Source organism: Wohlfahrtiimonas chitiniclastica, from assembly GCF_002252325.1.
In the GTDB taxonomy this organism is placed as follows: Bacteria; Pseudomonadota; Gammaproteobacteria; order Cardiobacteriales; family Wohlfahrtiimonadaceae; genus Wohlfahrtiimonas; species Wohlfahrtiimonas chitiniclastica.
In genome coordinates, this window is sequence record NZ_NEFL01000002.1 from 417,210 (window position 1) to 437,010 (window position 19,801).

Genomic DNA, 19,801 nt, shown 5'->3' on the forward strand with positions numbered 1-19,801 from the left:
AAAGGTAATATAAGATGAATTCATATCAAGAATTAATGCAGTTAGCCTTGGGCTCAAAAGGTGCTTTAAATGACTGGGCAAAATTAAATGGCATTTCAGAGGATGATAGAATGTTTGCCATTCTTTCTTTATCTATAGACCTTATGGGGTTGTATAAAGATATAGCTGAATTATCAGAGTTAGACATAATCAAAAAGTATAAAATGCAGCCGCATATTGCGGATTCTCTAACTATTCTCAAAGGAGCATTTGATTTTAAGAAATTATTAGATGATGTAGCACAATTAAATGTATTTTTAATTAAAGATGCAGAGAATACTAATAACTATAAATTATCTTATAGGGCACAAGGTAAACTTATACAAGTATTAACAAAGTCTGCTGAAATTATCACTAGCATGCCTGGATTGTCATCAACACCCATAATAAAAACAATTAACGTTGCAGTAACTTTACTCGGTATGTTAGCCACGCATAGACTTGATGAATATGAAGCTCAACTAAAAGAGACTGAAGTTAAATTACAACAATTTTATTTAGATCATAATCTGAGGATAGAAAAAGATCTTACTGATATTGTAAGTGATACAAATAGCCAAAAATATGTTGGAGACAATTGGTCTATCACAGAGCCATTTGCAGCTTTTGTGGTTAAATTATCTTTACTGAATAAAGAGGAGGGTAATTCGAGTGGAAAAGAAATTACTGTGGCAGAATTTGATGCTGCTAAAAAATTAAGTCAATATTTAGGATCTTTAAACGCTACAGGCCTAGATTATGCATCGTTTTTGTTTGGTATTAGTACTATTTCAAACGAACCTTTCAATATGTTGAATGCTTTATTAGAAATTTTTGGTGAAAAGAAAGTTAATGACCCACCGAAAAGGGAGCAAGCTTATTACTATAAACATAAACTAGAAAGTTTATTTAACAAAATTGCTGTGCAAGGTGGTGAATATACAATTGACACGTTGATAGTACAAGATGGAATAATTGAATTATCTGATAAACAAAAAGAATTACTAAGTTATCGATATGCCTTATTAAAAGGAAACTTTTTTATAATTACAGGTATTAATTATGATGACAAAGGAATTCATAAGGATTTAAAACTTTCAGATAATAATATTTTTAACCAGAATTTTTTTTCGGCTAGATTATCGTATTTGGATTTATTAGCAAAATATCATCTTGAAGATCAGTCAGATAACTTAATATTAAATACCACTGTTAGAAATACAGCAAATGGTTATTTTTTCGATGTTAAAAATGGAATTGAATTTTCACCATATGAGAATGCAAAGCTAGTTGCTCAATCACAAACAGGAGTTTTTCCATCAGCCTATGGAGATGAAAAACAATATATTTTTGACTTAGAAAGCATTTATGGTGACCAAGGAAAAATACTTCAAGCTCTCAAAGGAGGAGTAGGTAATACCATAAGCAGTGAGATTTATGGTGGTTATGGCAATGATATTATCCACTTTGGCTTTGATGGTAATGATCATGTTGAAGCGGGCTATGGGAATGATCAATACCATTTAAAAGGCACAAGCAAACTGTTAGATGGGTCAAATGGTATAGGACACGTTAGTTTCGATGTGCATGGAGATGATAAATACATTGTAACGGACTTTTCAGGAAAATATACTGCAACTGATTTACAAGGCAGTGATACATATGATTTTAAGTATTCTAATGCATCATTCAAAGAAGTTGAAATTACAATTATTGATGGTAAAGAAAAAGATGCCAACTCAGCTGCACCTGCGCAAAATAATAAAAGTTCTGAGGTAGAAGATGTTTATTCTTTTACAAGCTTCAATGGTTCTTTAAGCATTACAGATTACGGCTCTAGGAATGATTATTATCTTTTTGAAGGTAGTTCGTTTAATACCGTTAATACAGGTAATCAGTGGGCAGATGAAACAGAAATCACTATTGTGGACGAGGGTGGCCATGATATCTACAAGTTTAATGCTAAAGGTGGTGCAATTTACAATCTCACAGATAAAGATGGTAAGGGTGTAATTTATTACAATGGTGAGAAAATTGATACATCTAATCCCAAACATTGGAAGCCGCTCATTGTAGATGGCAATATTGTTGAGAATAATTGGGTTTATCAGGATAAATGGAATTTATATGCAGTTGAAAATACTACAAATGCTAATAGTAATGGCTCATATACATTAACAATTACTAGTTTTCAAGATGCGCAAAGATCAAAAGAAGCTGCTAAAGATGATTCTGTCGTAATTATTAATGATTTTAAAGATGGTGATTTAGGCATTAACTTAGTTACCAATAAGCTGATTATTAATGATTCTGAACATAATGATATGATTGATGGCGAAATCCCTCCTTCAAAGTTAACATGGAGAGGTTCAGGTGAATTAATGTTCTATGTTCATTTTCGCCTAAATCCTAAAAAAGGAGAGTTGGTTACATTAAAATTCAATGGATTGGAAAATGGAACAGCTCTTAATGTACAAGGAAAAGAGTTAGTAGTTAATGATAATAAAATTCAATTTTATGTAGATAATGATACGTTTGATCAACAAGCATTAGGTAGCATAGCAATTACTATTTTAAATAGCAGTGAAGTATTAGGTGATGAAGACTTAGATTTGACAATCACTGCTAGTTATGTAGATGAAAAAGATAATAAGATTGATGATACAGTACATGTAAGATTAACTACAGAAGATGATGAAGATCCTAATGATAGTACTCCTAATATTGGAGATGCAGAGCAGGTCCAATCTCCTATAATCATAGATTTAAATGGTGATGGAGTTAAAACTACTTCTAAAAACAATACATTTTATTTTGATTTAGATAGCAATACATTTGCAGAACAATCTGGTTGGGTTGATGATAATGATGGTTTGCTTGTGCTAGATCGTAACAGCAATGGTAAGATTGATAATGGCTCTGAGCTATTTGGAAATCATACTATTTTGCAAGATGGTTCAAAAGCAAAAAATGGTTTTGAAGGATTGAAAGAATTTGATGTTAATAAAAATGATAAATTAGATAATCAAGATAGTATTTGGAAAGAGTTAAAAGTTTGGCAGGATTTTAATCAAGATGGCATTGTAGATATAGGGGAATTAAAAACCTTAGATCAGATAGGCCTTAAAGAAATTAATTTAGCATATCGAAATATTAATCAGACAGATGAATCAGGTAATATCCATAAACAGACATCAACAGTAACTTGGATGGACGGTAGAGCCACAGATGTTACAGATGTCTGGTTTCAAGTTGACCCTGCTAAAACAAAATCTACTCAGGAAATTGAAATACCTGAAGAGATATTTGATTTACCAAATATATATGCATTTGGTAATGTATTAAACCTGAGACAAGCAATGGCATTAGACCATACCCTTCGTGATATGATTCAGAATTATATATCTTCTGCTAATAATCAAACTGAGGAAAATCTTTATAATCTAATATATCAATGGACTGGTTCTTCGTTAATTGATCCAAATAGCCGTGATCCTGCCAAGGTTTATGGGCATGTAATGGATGCAAGGCAATTGGTATCTTTAGAAAATTTAGTTGGAAAAGGATATATGGGAACGTGGTGTTGGGGGGAGTTGGATCCAAATCCACATGGTAGAGCCTCACCATTATTAGTTGCTGAATTTAAAAAATTTGCAGATTATGTTAATGCAAACTTATTAGCCTCTACCAGCCCATATTTTAAAAAATCTTATAATAAAAAAGAAAAGATAAGTATTTATCAATGGGATAAGCTGAATGCTCAATTATACGAGTTACATCAATCTGGTGATATGGGTACTATTAAGCAACTAGGTAAAATCGCACATGACTTAGGTATATATAGTAGTGTATATAAGGCATCATGGGAAGATAATCTTTCTTATTTGAGAGCGAATAATTTAGGATTGTTCCTGATTATTGATGATAAAAATATTGAAGGTGATAGTGGGAATAATTCACTGCGCGGAACAAATGAACGAGATACTATTCATGGTGGTGCAGGAAATGACACATTACAAGGTGGTGCAGGATCAGATTCTTATATTTTTGAAACCGGATTTGGTAGTGATAAAATCTATGATAGCAGTGGTCAAAATGATGAAATTATTTTTCGTGGTATTCAGCCAGAACATATAAATATTTCCCGAGGATTAACTAGTGTCTTTTTAACGCGGATTGATGATCTGGGTAATTTGACTAATGATGTCATTGAGATTCAAAATTATTTTGATTTTGATGGCACTCTAGCAGAAGGAGTAATAGAAAAAATAGTATTTTCTGATCCTAATCGGGTTGTTTGGACTGTAGAGGATGTCCTTCAAAAATTAGTACCAGTAGCAACAAATGGGGATGATGTTTTATATTTAGATGCTGAAGATAATAGAATTGAGGCATTAGGTGGTAATGATGTAGTTTTTGGTGGAGATGGCGATGACTATATTCATGGTGGAGATGGTGATGATGAATTATATGGGGATGGAGGAAATGATACATTAATTGGAGGTAAGGGGAATGATTTGTTAAGTGGGGGGGCTGGGAGTGATGTATATATTGTTAATGTTGGTGATGAAACAACAACAATTAAAACTCTGAATCATGAAATAAATGACCACGATACAATCGTCTTTAATGAAATCAATAGTAAAGATGTACATTACTATAACCAAGGCTCAGACCTTCTGATTCAATATACAGAAAGTGATTCTGTCATCATAAAAGATTTCTTTAAGAATGGAAAAGGTTCTAGTAATTCTGCTTGGCTAACCAATAAGGTTAAATACTTTAAATTTAAAGATAATGTTGTCCTGACTTTAGAAGAATTGGCACAGTCAAAATTAATTCAATGGGAAAGCCAAGGCAGTGATTTAACAGGGATTCACTGGAGAGGTGATATCACTGTATTGTCTAATCCTGATGTTGCTAAAGGACACACGATTGAATTATCAGGTGAAGCCAAAGATGTGCATCATGTAGCAGGTAGTGACTATGACGATAGAATTACAACAGGCACAGGCAATGACACTCTCATTGGCGGCAAAGGTAATGACCGTTTAGTGGGTGGTGCAGGTAGCGATACCTATCAATTCAGCTTGGGTGATGGTAATGACACTATCCGAACAAATAATGCCTCGGCTGATGATCATGATACGATTCGATTCTTAGATATTGATAATAAGCAGGTTACTTACCATGCTCAAGGGAAGGATTTATTAATTCAGTATAGTGAAAATGATTCAGTTAGAATCGAAGATTTTTTCCAAAATGGATATTATGCTTCAGGCGAAGCTGCTTGGTTAACCAATAAGGTTAAATACTTTGAATTTAAAGATAATGTTGTCCTGACCTTAGAAGAATTGGCACAGTCAAAATTAATTCAATGGGAAAGCCAAGGCAGTGATTTAACAGGGATTCACTGGAGAGGTGATATCACTGTATTGTCTAATCCTGATGTTGCTAAAGGACACACGATTGAATTATCAGGTGAAGCCAAAGATGTTCATCATATAACAGGTAGCATTTACGATGATCAGATCACAACAGGTGCTGGTAATGATGTGCTTATTGGTGGTAAAGGTAATGACCGTTTAGTGGGTGGTGCTGGTAGCGATACCTATAAGTTCCGTAAAGGGGATGGTAAGGATGTTATTTCAGATAGCTATAACAGTACAACCGATGTAGATGTTATTGAGTTTTTAGATGTAAGCAGTGCTGAGGCTCGACTGCATGCAGAACAATATGATTTAATCATTGAATATGGTAAAAATGATTCTATTCGTATTAATAACTTTTTCTATGCTAAGAGTGCAAATAAAGCAGATTGGTTAAGCAATAAAATTCACCAATTTAAATTCACTGACAAAATATTAGGGGTAGAAGATTTATTACAGTTACCGTTACTTGTCACAAGTAAATCTAATATTGGTTATAACTTCTATTGGGATGGTGAATTAATTGTTACAACAGATGATGTGTCTTCATCTCAAGGTAGTACAATTCAAATATCAACGAGTAAGAATCAATATATTACTGGTGCTAGTAAAAATGATACTTTAGTGGGTAACAATGGGAATGATTTACTTGTAGGTGGGCGAGGAAATGATACATTAAATGGTGGGGCTGGCAATGATACTTATCAGTTTAGTGTTGGCGATGGTAAAGATATTATTATTAGTAATAATCGATCAACTGAAGATAAAGATCAGATTCATATAACTGATGATTCACTAGAGAATATTCATTTTCAACGAAATAACTATGACCTAATATTACACTATGGTAATGAGGATCAAATAACAGTTAAGGATTATTATGCGCGTACTTGGCGTGATAGAACTGTGATACCAACAGTTACCGATTTGAAAGTTGGGAATAAAAGCATTAAGTTAAATACTTTTGAGGTTTTATCACTTAAGAGCTTGAGTAATTATAATGATTCCAATTTTTATTGGTCTGGAAATGCAGAATTACACTTAGATACTAAGTCTACAGAAAAGGCTACAGTTCACCTATATTTAACAGGCAATGCTGATATAAAAGGTGGAAAAGGTGATGAGACCCTTCATGGTAGTTACGGTGGTCATACAACTTTTACAGGTGGTGCTGGCAATGATGAGTTCTTTAGCCACAGCCTAACGGATACGTTTATATTCAATAAAGGTGATGGTGTTGATCATATTAACTTGGAAAATGATTCATTTTTAGGTGCTAGCCATAAAATAATATTTAAAGGTATTAACTCAGATGAAGTTATATTCACTCAGAAGCCTGAATATTCTTCCAATACTTTAGTCATTGAATATGGTGATAATGACAGAGTATTGATTAATAATTTTGACCGCATCAATGGAAATGCGCCATTTTCTGAATTTGTCTTTGCAGATAAAACAATATCTGGTATTGATTGGCTCCGTAACTTTTCACTGAACGGCACATCGTCGGATAATAAGCTTTTGGGGTATAACAGTATTTCGAATACCATTCATGGTAACGTTGGAAACGATACCTTATATGGCGCAGATAAGGATGACCATTTATTAGGTGGTGATGGAGATGACACTCTATATGGACAGGATGGAGATGATCTTTTAGAAGGTGGTGATGGTCACGATGTTCTTTATGGTAATGATGGTAATGACCTGTTAAAGGGAGGTGGTGGTGATGACTCTCTTTATGGTGAAGATGGTGACGATGTTCTAGAGGGTGGTGCTGGAAATGATACTTTAAATGGTGGTCGAGGCAGTGATAGATATATCTTTGGATCAAATTGGGGAAGTGATCAGATTACAGGTTGGTATCGGGAAAATTCTGAAGATGAAATTGATACTATTGTATTTACCCACTTAAATGCCGATCAATTGGTTTTTTGGCATGATGGAAATGGCCATTTAATAATTTATGAAGCATTAGACCCTAATAATCGTATAGAGATTGATGCGCAATTTGATAATTTGAATCGTAGACTACCAATTAATAGAATTGAATTTGCAGACGGTACATCTTGGGATCAAAATGACATCATTCATTATAGTGTTCAAGGAACATCACAGGATGACATTATTCATGGTTTAACTAGCGATGATATTATTCGTGCAGGTGGTGGTAATGACACAATTCATGGTATAGGTCCAAATAGTCAATTATTCGGTGAAGATGGTAACGATACCATTTCAGGTAGTGGTTATCTTGATGGTGGTGACGGAGATGATCATTTAGAAGGTACTGGTCATCTAGTAGGAGGGGCTGGAGATGATACTTTAATCGGTGATGGTCTTCTTGAGGGTGGTAAAGGTAATGACTTGCTCCAGGGCCAGGGCTTTTTAGATGGTGGGCTTGGTAATGATATTTTGCGTGCTGAAGATAAGTATCGCCATTTCTTTAATGGATTAGAAGAGAAGGAAATGCTATTAGCTGATCTTGAATTTGATAGAGAAAATACTGAATTTGAATCAGATCGAGTGACTTATCTTAAAGGTGGAAAAGGTAACGATACATTATATGGCGCATTTTCTGATGATATTTATTTATTTGAATTAGGGGATGGAAATGACACCATTATTGAACGTGCAAAAGGAGAGGCGTATAGCAATGTATTGGAATCGTTTGACATTATTCGTTTTGGAGAAAATATTTCTAAAGAGAATATTGAATTTAAGCGTTTTGGCGAGGATTTAGTAATACAGCATAGTAATCAAAACGATAGCATTACAGTTAAAGATTACTTTGTAGAATATAAAGATGGTAATGATCACCATAAAATTAACAAAATTGAATTTTTTGATGGAACCTTTGTAACTTCTGAAATGATAGAGAATAGTATTCATTACTATGCAGATCCAAATAAAAAACAGACAATTGGATACCGAGATAGAAGCGAGCATATTTACGGTCACGCAGGTGATGACCAGATTTTCTCAGGAGAGGGAAACGATGTGCTATATGGAAATGAAGGCAATGATTATCTAGATGGTGGTGAAGGTGATGATCAGCTTTTCGGAGGTAAAGGAAATGACACGCTTCGTGGTGGAAAAGGAAATGATGTTCTAGATGGTGGCGAAGGCGATGATCATTATGTTTATTATGCTGGAGATGGTCAGGATATTATAGATCATCAAGGTGGTGGTAAAGATGTTCTTTTCTTTAATGATATTCGTGAAGAGAGATTGAGTTTCCATAGAGATGGCATGAACTTGGTTATCTTAGTAGATAATGATTCCCTGCAATCTGTTACAGTCAAAGATCATTTTCTTGGCGGTGAGAAAGAGCTAAGTTTCGTACAAGCTCAAGGAGGATACTTAATCCCTGCTATTAAAATTTCTGAGATGATTAAAGCTGCTGAAAGTGGTGGTAAATTTGATAGAGTCATTGAAGGAACATCACAAGGTGAACAATTAGCAGGAGGTTCAGGTGCTGATTGGATTCAAGGTTTTGATGGTGACGATAAATTATTTGGTATGGGTGGTGATGATCGACTAGAAGGTGGAAATGGTGATGATTACTTGTCTGGTGGTAACGGTAGTGGCCAAGGGTCTGGTAATGATATTTTGCTAGGCGGTGCTGGAAACGATACATTGTATGGTGAAGATGGTGATGACTTACTAATCGGTGGAACAGGTGATGATAAATATTTATACACAGAAGGTGGTGGTGTAGATACTATTGACAATACTGGTGGCGGTAATGATGGATTATTTATGAATGGCATTGCAGCGAATCGTATTAGTTATCACCGTGATAAAGATGATCTAGTCATTCTAGTTGATAAAGATTTACAACAGCAAGTACGTGTTTTGAATCATTTTTTAGGTGGTGATTGGTTATTAAATTATATTCAACCAGGCACCGGTTATACTCTTTCAGCTGCACAAATAGCAAAACAATTAACAGTGCTTCCAACAGATCCAGGAACAGATCCAGGAACAAACCCTGGAAGTGGTGAAGGGCAGAATATTGTTGGTACCGATAAGAATGATATTTTAAGAGACACTCTCGGAGATGATTATATGATGGGAGGCCTTGGTGATGATTTGTATATTTATACAGGAGGTAAGGATATCATCGAGGAAGCAGGTGGTTATGATCGTATACGTTTTTCTAATGGTATTGTTTTCAGCCAAGTAGGTTCTGGGTTGATACAATCTGGTGATGATTTAATTTTACAAGTTGATCAGAATCCTAATAATCAGATTACAATTAAAAACTTCTTCTTGGGTGGTAATTATTTAATTGAATCTGTTGAATTTGAAACAGGTGGTAGCATTTCTGCTGAGCAAATTTTTGGAGCATTTGGTTTAACAATGCCTGAGAATACAAGCATCGAATGGATTGAAGGTACACAAGGTAATGATACATTGCGTGATACACTAGGAAATGACTACATGCGTGGTGGATTAGGAAATGACCTATACATTTATAGTGGGGGTCGAGATGTTATTGAAGAATCTGGTGGGCATGACAGATTGCGCTTTAGTAATAATATTACCTTTAATCAAGTAGGATCAGGATTGACAAAGTCAGGCGATGATCTTATTTTACGTGTAGACCAAAGTCCTGATAATCAAGTGACTATTAAGAATTTCTTTTTAGGTGGAAAATATTTAATTGAATCTATTGAGTTTGAAACAGGTGGCAGTATATCTGCAGATCAAATTTTTGGAGCATTTGGTTTAACAATACCCGTCAATAGAATGAGTTCTTCTAGGATGGCAATGCAGAATGATGCGGATTTTTCTGTGGATCAAAGTTTACATCAATTAATTAGTGCAATGGCTGCATTCGATTCAACGAATAGTTCTAATGAGGATTTCATGGTGACAACAGATCAATCACTGTCTAGACCAATGTTAACAACTTCTGCGTATTGATTTAATATATAGAATAGCCCTGTAAATATTGCAGGGCTTTTTGTTAATTCTAATTTTCAGGATGAAACTTTATTACTTATTTTCTAGTTTAATACCAATATTTTTAAGATTTAAGATGATACTTTATTATTTTATCATCGAATAAAATTTTATAAAATCAATGTGTTGTGTTAGTTTTAGGGTGAATCTTTATTACTCGGTAACAAACCCTTGTAAGCGAACAATAAAGTATCATACTGGACAATAAAGTTTGGAACTAGACAATAAAGTATCATACTGAACAATAAAGTTTGGAACTAAATTTGTTGTTCAGTTTAAAGGCACCTGTTATTCTGTTAGAAATGAGAATAATGGGTGTTTTTTTATGGCTAGTGAAAAGCAACAAGAGAAATGGATTAAAGAAGGTAGAGGCTCAGGTGAAGGTTCATTGTATAAACCGTGGATAACGGTGAGAGATATTCCTTCAAGTGGCCGTTCGCATCGAGTATATGGATATAAATCTAAACGAACTCATCATTTATTATCTGACTTAGAATTAGCCATATTTCTACTATTTGAGTGGAATGAAAGGACCTCGGATATTCGTGAGCAATTTCCTCTACGTTTAGAAGATACAAAAATAATAGCCAATGAAGCTCAAATTAAGCACCCATCTATGCAAGGTGTTGATCAGGTTATGAGTAGTGACTTTTATATTTTAACCTCCGATTATCCTCAACAACGATTTGCTATTCAGGCTAAGTATCATTCTGATCTAGATAAAACTCGTGTGATAGAAAAATTAGAGATAGAACGTCGTTATTGGCAGCAAAAAGATGTTCCGTGGAAGATTATTACCGAATTAGATATATCAAAGGTTGTTTTTCAAAATATTCAGTGGCTATATCCTCGAATAGAAGATGAGCAGTTAAAATTATTAGAAAAGATTGAATTCTACACATCGCAATTAGTGAAATACCAACATTTATCGTTGATGGATTTTACTAAAAAAATAGACACAGCATATGATTTAGAATTAGGAACATCTTTGGGGGAGTTACGATCTTTGATTGCTCAGCGATTTTTTAAATTTGATCTGAGAACATCATATAAGAAACTCAATGTGCAAGATATACATTTAGGTACGGAAGCTTTATGGGAGGATATCTACAATGTTGCGGGTTAATGATGTTTATAGTTCAGGAGATATTAGTTATAGGATACTTAAAATTTATCCTGATCAATTAGTCGTTATTCAACTACACGATGATACGGTATTTCCTAAAGTTTTAAATCGTGATGAATTTGTGGCTCAGATCGAAGATTTTGAATTGTCATTGATTGCAGATCCTTATTTTGATATTGAGTTTATTGAGCCAGAGAAAGGATCAGTCTATCAAATTAAACGAGATGAAAATTATGCTTTGATTGCTGACTTGGTACAGCATACACATTTTTATGTTCCTAAGATTAGAGCAATATTGATTAAAGATATTCAGCAAAAATTTGGTACGAGTAAACAGACTATATATAGATTACTTAGACGCTATTGGCAGGAAGGGCAAACACCTAATGCTTTGCTACCGAAATATTATAATTCTGGCGCTAAAGGGCAAAAAAGAGTTGCTAAAGATAATAAATTAGGGCGAAAAAGAGAGTTTTCTACAGGTGAAGGTGCAATTATTACTCATGAAATAGAAGAAATGTTTCATAAGGCAATTATTAAATTTATGCTGACAGAAAAAACTCACACTCAAAGATATGCTTATAGGAAATTTCAATCTCAATATCGATCACTGTATCCGAATGTAGAAGAAACTGAAATCCCAAGTTTCAGGCAGTTTCAGTATTTTTATAAAAGAGAATATGATCAAGCAACCCAAGTTAAAGCTCGTACAAGATTTATAGAATACAATAAAGATATTAAAGCATTGCGATCAACGGTTAATACAAATGTATTAGGGCCAGGTGCACGTTACGAAATAGATGCGACTATTGCTGATATTTACTTGGTATCTAATACAGATCGACATATGATTATTGGTCGGCCAACCATTTACTTTGTTATAGATGTTTTTAGCCGAATGATCACAGGTTTTTATGTTGGATTGGAAAATGCTTCATATGTTACAAGTATGCGTGCTTTATACATGGCATTTACAGATAAAATAGAATTTTGTAATCAATTTGGTATATCTATTAATTCTGAGGATTGGCCAAGTGTTGGTTTGCCTGATGCAATTTTAGCGGATAGAGGTGAATTATTAGGGCATCAGATTGAAAATTTAGAAAAAAGCTTTGCCATACGTATTGAAAATACTCCGCCCTTTAGAGGGGATTTAAAGCCTGTTGTTGAAAGTCGTTTTAAATTGATTCAGGCACAGTTTAAGCCGTTTGCCGAAGGTATCGTGCTGAGTGTTAAAGAGAGAAAAAAAGGTGGAAAAGATTCAAGATTAGATGCAACTTTAAATTTGCAAGAATTTCAGAAAATTATTTTGCTTTCTGTGCTGCAATATAATAGAACACACCATTTGACAACATATGATAGAGAGCCTGATATGCCTGTTAATTTGCCACTAGTTCCATTGGATTTATGGAACTGGGGAATACAAAATAGGACAGGAAAACTTAGGTCAGCACCAGATATATCTTTATATATCGCACTATTACCACGAAAAAAAGCAACTCTATCTGATAAAGGGATTAAGTTATTTAGATTGATTTATACCTGTGCTGAATTTTTTACTGCTGGTTGGCTGCATCGAAAAGGAAGTGTTAACAGACCTAAAGCATTAGAAGTAGCTTATGATCCTAGTGATGCGAATAAGATCTATGTCTTTTATGAGGGCAATAGTTTAAAGTTTTGGGAAGCAAAACTATCTGATCATTCTAGAGAATTCCAAGATCATAGTTTTTGGGAGGTTTGGCAGAAAACAAAAGAATTAAGTAAGACAGCCAAAGAGCAAGATCTAAGGAGCAATATTGCGAAGTCAGACTTAGAAGATGCTATAGAAGCTATTATTAAACAGGCATCTTTAGAAAAAACAAAAGATACCAGAACGATAAAGGAGAAAATCAGCAATATTAAGGCTAATCGTGAGCACTCTCAGAAAAAAGAGAGACGAGAATATAGTAATAATCTCGCTCAACAGTTTTATGAAAAAGAGAAGCCCAGTATTTCTCCTGTTAAACACAATATTATTCCCATGCCTTCGGATAAGGCTCAATCACATGATGAAACATTGGATGATTTGAAACTAAAATATCCTCATTATGATGAGCTCTCATTGTATGACGATAATGATGATAGTGAGAAGTAGGCTAGATGAAATTACCAACTAAGGCAATTATTGCTAAATATGGTGAAACTATTGGTCATTACCAAGGTAATCCATTTATAGAGGCGTTACCGCCTATTCGAGAAAAAAAGGATGTTATTAACTTATTACGTGGTCGTGTAGAGTTTAAAATTTCTGATCGACAGTTACCAGCATCTTCCAGAATTCATTTGATATCACAATTACTGAATAACTTTTTTCATCCCATTGCTAGGCATATTGACTTAGAAACAAAAATTTCTATTCTGATTCGTGAAGGGTATGTCGGTCGTAATATTTCTACTGGAGATTTAAATCAGCATATTCAAAATAGTTATGAAAGAACTATTACTAAGGATATCTCAGCTTTACGCTTTGATACAGCAAAATCCACGGCGCAAAGCTTATCATTTATAGGATGTTCAGGTAGTGGTAAAACAACAACAACTAATCGTATCTTGTCTGGATACCCACAGGTTTTATATCATCCTGAGCATAATTTTTTACAGATAGTCTATTTGAAAATTGATTGCCCACATGATGGTTCTTTAAAAAGCCTTTGTTTACATTTTTTTAGAGCGATAGATGTTGCATTGGATACCGATTACGAAGAAAAATATGCATCTAAAAGACATGGTATCGAAACGTTATTACATTTGATGAGACATATAGCTAATCTTCATGCAATAGGTTTACTACTAATAGATGAAATTCAGCATTTAAGTATTAATAAGTCAGGTGGTGCTGACAAAATGTTAAGTTTCTTTGTCACATTGGTTAATGTTGTTGGTTTACCTGTGATTATGGTGGGTACACCAAAAGCTAGATTTATTTTTGAGAATGACTTGCGATCAGCAAGAAGAGGTGCTGGGCTAGGTTCTATTCTATGGGAGCCTATGTTGAATGAGCCAGATGAAATCATAAATACTGATATTATTATTCGATCCGAGTGGAATATGTTTACGGATGCTTTATGGAAATATCAATGGTTAAATAAGGCAGATGTTACGCTATCACAAGAGATTAGAGATTGTTGGTATGAATTAAGCCAAGGTATTTTAGATATTGCCATTAAGCTATTTGTATTGGCTCAAATTAAAGCAATCTCTTCTAAAGTTGAAAGAATCACTGTTAAATTATTAAGACAAACTTATCAAGATGAATTAAAGACTATTCATCCAATTATTGAGGCATTGCGGTCAGGAGATCCAAATAGGATAGCAAGATATTCAGATTTAACTATTCCAAGCATTGATAAAAAATTGTTAGATTTGACATCTATGATTGATAAAAGTTTGGGGTACAGAGATGATATTAGTGAGTATCATGGGCATGAAACTGCAACTAGGCTTCATTGTATGTTATTGGAATTGGGGTATGATTCCGAATTATTAGTGCCATGTGTGAAACGAATTTGTGCGCAGTATCCAACTGATAACATGCAAACGTTGATGCCGATTATTATGCAAGAATTAAGTATTGCACAAAAAACAAATGATACGCCTAAACAAAAATCCATGAATAAGATATCAAAGGTAGAGACGATTAAACCAAAAGAGTGGAATACTTTACCAAGTAATGATTTACGGTTTATGTTTTCTCAGAAAGAGCATACAAATGATTTTTATCATCACTTAAAAGCTAGTAGCGATATGATCTTTGATATTGAATCATATTTGATTGAAATGGCTTAGAAGCATGCTAGGCTTTCCTTTACCTTACCAGGATGAACTTGTTTATAGCATCATTGCTCGTGCTAAAGTACGTTTAGCATTGGAAAGCCCAAAACAGCTATTAGATCTAATATTTAATAATAGGAAAGTTATTGCAACGGTTGATTTACCTTGTCATTTAAGTGTTATTTCTGATTTATATTTAGGGCAGCAATTATCAGTACTGGATCTGATATATCAACATACGTTATTCCCCATATACGCACCATTCATGCCTGAAAATAGACGACAAAAGTGTATTCAATTAATGTCTTCTGAATCTCAAGGAGTGGTGCACTTAGCGACAGGCATGAATGCCTCTCGAATCCCTATTGTAAGTTCAATACGTTATTGCCCTCAATGCATTAAGGATCAATTGGATTTGTATAAGGAAGCATACTGGAAAAGAGAATGGCAAGTAGGTGGTACTTGCTGTGTATCTCATGGCGCATTAAGAAATACTGAAATTGGTTTTCGTTCTAATCATAGACATGAGTTCGTTGCAGTGAATGATATACAATTAGAGTCATCTGAATCACGACCATTGAAGTATCAATGTGAAGTTATTGTTACTCATAAGGTTCGAGAGCTTTTAGATTTAGGTGGAAAAATTTCACCTTCTTTTGCACAATGGACACAGTTTTATCAGTTACTAGCGGCTCGGAATGATTGTTTGCGAGGTAATTACCATATTGATCACGAGAAAATCATAGAGCGGGTTCATCAAAAATGGTCATCAAAATTTTTGTTGAATTATGGTTTGAGTGATTTAGAGTCAGATACAAGCTGGCTTAAAGCTATTTTTAGAAAACATAGAAAATCTTTTAGTTACTTAGAGCATATTGTTGTGTTAGAAGCTTTTAATGATAGTAATTGGCTATTTTCCGATATATTTCAGGCTATCAGTGCAATGCCACTAGAAATGGAGAAACAAGCATCTAACAATATGTCTACAGATTATATTGATAATCATACGTTAAAGAATCGTCAGCAATGGCAGGGTTTATTGGATCAATATTCAGTGAAGTCATCAAGGCTGCTAAATGGGGCATTGTATGCATGGCTATATAGGCATGATAAAGATTGGCTGTTAGAAATTAATAAAAAATATCATGTACCCAAAGTACAAGGTAATAGAGGCATTGATTGGGCTAAACGAGATCTAGTACATACGAAAAGATTGTTAGGTCTACAAAAAAAGGTAGTACTAGATATGCAAGGCCCTCTCAGATCAAAGCAGTGGTGGTTAAATCAATTAGGATTGCATCATACTTACACAAAAAAGAAAGCAGTACTGCCTTTAATGAATTTATTTTTAGAGCGTTATCATGAAACTATCAGTGATTATCAGATTAGGAGAATTAGTAAAGTGATAGTAGGTCTGCTAGTCAATAATGAAAAACTTCCGAGATGGCAAATTTTACGTTTATCAGGTTTAAGTGATGAACGAATGACAGAAGAAACAAAAGATTTTTTAGATATGGTTTTACAGCAACAGAGTGATAAATAATGACGATGAAAGGAATACCAAGTAATTCTAAAGTTAAATCATTGGGGATGTTTAAAAGGCAAAATGGTTTAAAAAAATGGAAAATTTCTGTAGGTTTAGAGCATGATGGTCAGCTTCAGGATACTTTGTTGGATGTATCTAATTTGCCTTCATTGGTTGTGAATAGTGTTTTGAATAATGAAAGTTCTAATGTGAGGCCAAAGGGGTATCTAAAAACTTTTTGCATATCTTTAAAAGAGTTAATAAGTTGTAAAATCATAGATAATAAAACGACAAAATTTCGCTATGTAGATTCTTCTACGGGTGAAGAAATTCTAATCCCTCAAATTGAACTTGCACGAGCCTTATTTTTTCGTAATGCTTATTTGGCTCGAAATTGTGTTGACTCGGGCATTTTATCCAGAGAGTTTGATGTCGGTATTGAAGATGATAAAGGTATTGTTTTTGTATTGCCACATTGCTCATTTCCATTATCAGCGCTTAAGGATGAAGCTACTAGAAAACATTTAGCATGGGTATTAACAAATCCAATTGTTCGAAAATCATATGAAAGTATTGCTGATTATTTTGTGAGGGAAAAGGTGGCTCTTGATAATGTAACATGTTGGAACTTTCATTTTGATCCACCTGATCTGGAGAATGTCGTCATTCGGGCTGCAGGTTGGTTTAAGAAAGAAGAGAATTTTTATTTAGTTAATGAAATAGTCGGTATTTCAGGATTACCAATAGATACTTGCCATGAGGTGGATTTCAAGAGTGATAGATTTAGAACTCGACAAAAAGGATCAGGAGTCGTGAAAGAAGGCGGGGGGAGTATTGGTATAGAAGATATCGTTGTAGATGATGATCGGGAAGCTACAGAATCAGAAGATATTGTTAATATTGAAGTTCCTATGGCATTGTTGCAATTTAATGGTGAATTAGTTACGAAGAAGGTCTTAGATGAATCTAAACATGCTGGAGGGGTTATTATAGAATCTGACACAGAAAAGAAACTTGATGAAGTTGCTGTTAATACAGGAGAAGCAACCTCTAATGGCAATGCATTCAAAGGCGAATATTTAGGTGTTAATAATGACGATCAGCAATCTATATTAGGTCGATTTGAATTATTTAAATCTATGATTGCTGAGTTGAGCAAACAATGTGGCTTTGAGTACAAAGAGTATTTACATAAATTGCCAGGTGTTGGTAAGTCTAAGTGCCATAGAATGTCGGATGGACGAGCTAGGTATATGATGGAAGTACAATTTCAATTGAATGGAGCTTTCTATTCAATTTTAGAAGTAGATATCAGTGATGGCGTTAAATCAATGTCAACATTAATGGTAACGTCATATGCTCTCAATAAATGGGACAATGATCTTCCAAAAATTACCAAAAAAATTGTAGCAGGCTCATTAAGTTGGCCTAGAAAGAATCTAAATGAAGTTGGTAAACCATATTATTTGAATCATTCTATTGATTATCAAGCATATTTACAGCGTGTAATTAATACAATAGTAGAGAGAGGCTAGTTATTCATAATGTCCAAAAATAAAAGATCTTGGAAGAAAATTATTCCTGAAGTTTTTGATGAACTAAATAAAAGTACTTTAGATGAAAATGATCTTTCATTTAATTCTTTAACATCAAAGTTAGGAAAACAAATTATTCTTACTCAAAAATATTTAATTTTAATTAATGAAATGACTGAAAGTGTACTACCGAGTGATAAGGGTATATTCTCCGATAATAGAGATATATTAAAAATTATAGATAAAACGAAATTGCAACAGATCATGAAGCAGGTAGTTATAGATAATTGGGAAGAATTAAATTATATAGAAACAGAAGATGTAACAAATACAATTAAGCAAATAAAGGATACTATTCGATCTATTATTGAACAGGGATTAGAATTAGAAAGAATATTTTATTATCCAGCATCTACTTTAGGTTTTGAGAAACATAAGCCTTTAGAAATAGGTAATATTACAATAACGAGTAGAGAACATTGGATTCAAAAAGTTAATTTTCCTGCTTTCAAGCAAGAAAATCATATTTATCAATATGGTGATGAAATAAAATGGAAGCAAGATATTGAAAAACTTCTGAATAATAACGATAAAAGTTCTGATATCGGTAATATATCTAAATTTGCTGAAATTATTTACCCAATTATCAAACAGCATCGTTCAGTTATATCTATCTCTTTACCAGATATGGATACAGATTATGCACATAGGTATGGGAAAATTTTAGCACAAACAGTTTTAGATTCTATTTCATTATTATTTAATAAGGATTGTTTTCATCAACAAATACTATCTGATGAGCGCATTGAATCTGTTATGTCATACAAACTATTGGAAATAAACAATTATCTATCATTACCAGGTAAGAGTCTAAGTAATAGAGTTCCTATTATATCTGGTAAAAAAGCATTAAGTACGATTGAAAATAACGATAAATATATGAACTCATTGAAGATTGTGTTGGGCGGTGTAATGAGTCCTAATTTATCTAAACATCCAAAATTAAGTGAGAGATGGGTTACTGCTTTGCATTGGTATGCTGAAGGGTGCAGAGAGTTACATGACTATATAGCATTGCCTAAAATGGCTACAGCATTAGATATATTATTTCAAGCAGGCAGTCAAACCCCAATAACAGTCGTATTTAAAAAAATATATGGTGATTCATCAGATATAGAAAACCTTGTAAAGAGAATTTATGGTGATGGACGTTCTCAAATTTTGCATGGTTTATCGAGTGAGAAATTTAATAGGTTAGAAGAAGCAAGAAGAGAATCTACTCGTTATATTCGAGAGGTTTTGATACGGGCTTTGATGTGGCTACCAAATTATGATGGCGTTGATGACAATCATGGTTTTAGAAAGCTAGTATAAAGTATCAAATATA

Annotated in this window: 7 protein-coding genes; all 7 read left to right on the forward strand. The window is 33.8% G+C overall.

What is annotated here, in order from left to right; all coding sequences use genetic code 11:
• Positions 1-14: 14 nt before the first annotated feature.
• The 7 genes from B9T10_RS10295 (at position 15) to B9T10_RS07285 (ending at position 19,788) form a co-directional block, all read left to right on the forward strand.
• Complete coding sequence (locus B9T10_RS10295) at positions 15-10,379, forward strand: calcium-binding protein (protein ID WP_094538161.1); 10,365 nt, start codon at positions 15-17, stop codon at positions 10,377-10,379.
• 364 nt (positions 10,380-10,743) lie between these two features.
• Positions 10,744-11,544 (forward strand): TnsA endonuclease N-terminal domain-containing protein, encoded by an 801-nt coding sequence (locus B9T10_RS07260; protein ID WP_094538162.1) that lies wholly within the window; start codon positions 10,744-10,746, stop codon positions 11,542-11,544.
• A complete protein-coding gene (locus B9T10_RS07265) occupies positions 11,531-13,678 on the forward strand; it encodes a Mu transposase C-terminal domain-containing protein (RefSeq protein WP_094538163.1) in 2,148 nt (715 codons plus the stop codon). The genes B9T10_RS07260 and B9T10_RS07265 overlap by 14 nt, the downstream gene beginning before the upstream one ends.
• A gap of 5 nt (positions 13,679-13,683) precedes the next feature.
• On the forward strand, positions 13,684-15,369 hold the full coding sequence (locus tag B9T10_RS07270; RefSeq protein WP_094538164.1) for an AAA family ATPase: 1,686 nt from the start codon (positions 13,684-13,686) through the stop codon (positions 15,367-15,369).
• Between the two features lie 4 nt (positions 15,370-15,373).
• The gene (locus B9T10_RS07275; protein ID WP_094538165.1) at positions 15,374-16,897 is read left to right on the forward strand and encodes a TnsD family Tn7-like transposition protein; all 1,524 of its coding nucleotides are present in this window, start codon (positions 15,374-15,376) and stop codon (positions 16,895-16,897) included.
• Positions 16,897-18,414: a Tn7-like element transposition protein TnsE gene (locus B9T10_RS07280; RefSeq protein ID WP_094538166.1), complete on the forward strand. Its 1,518-nt coding sequence runs from the start codon at positions 16,897-16,899 to the stop codon at positions 18,412-18,414. Before B9T10_RS07275 ends, B9T10_RS07280 begins: the two co-directional genes overlap by 1 nt.
• Before the next feature lie 9 nt (positions 18,415-18,423).
• Positions 18,424-19,788 carry a hypothetical protein gene (locus tag B9T10_RS07285; RefSeq protein WP_094538167.1) on the forward strand — a complete coding sequence of 455 codons (1,365 nt, stop codon included), beginning with the start codon at positions 18,424-18,426 and terminating at the stop codon, positions 19,786-19,788.
• Positions 19,789-19,801: the final 13 nt, after the last annotated feature.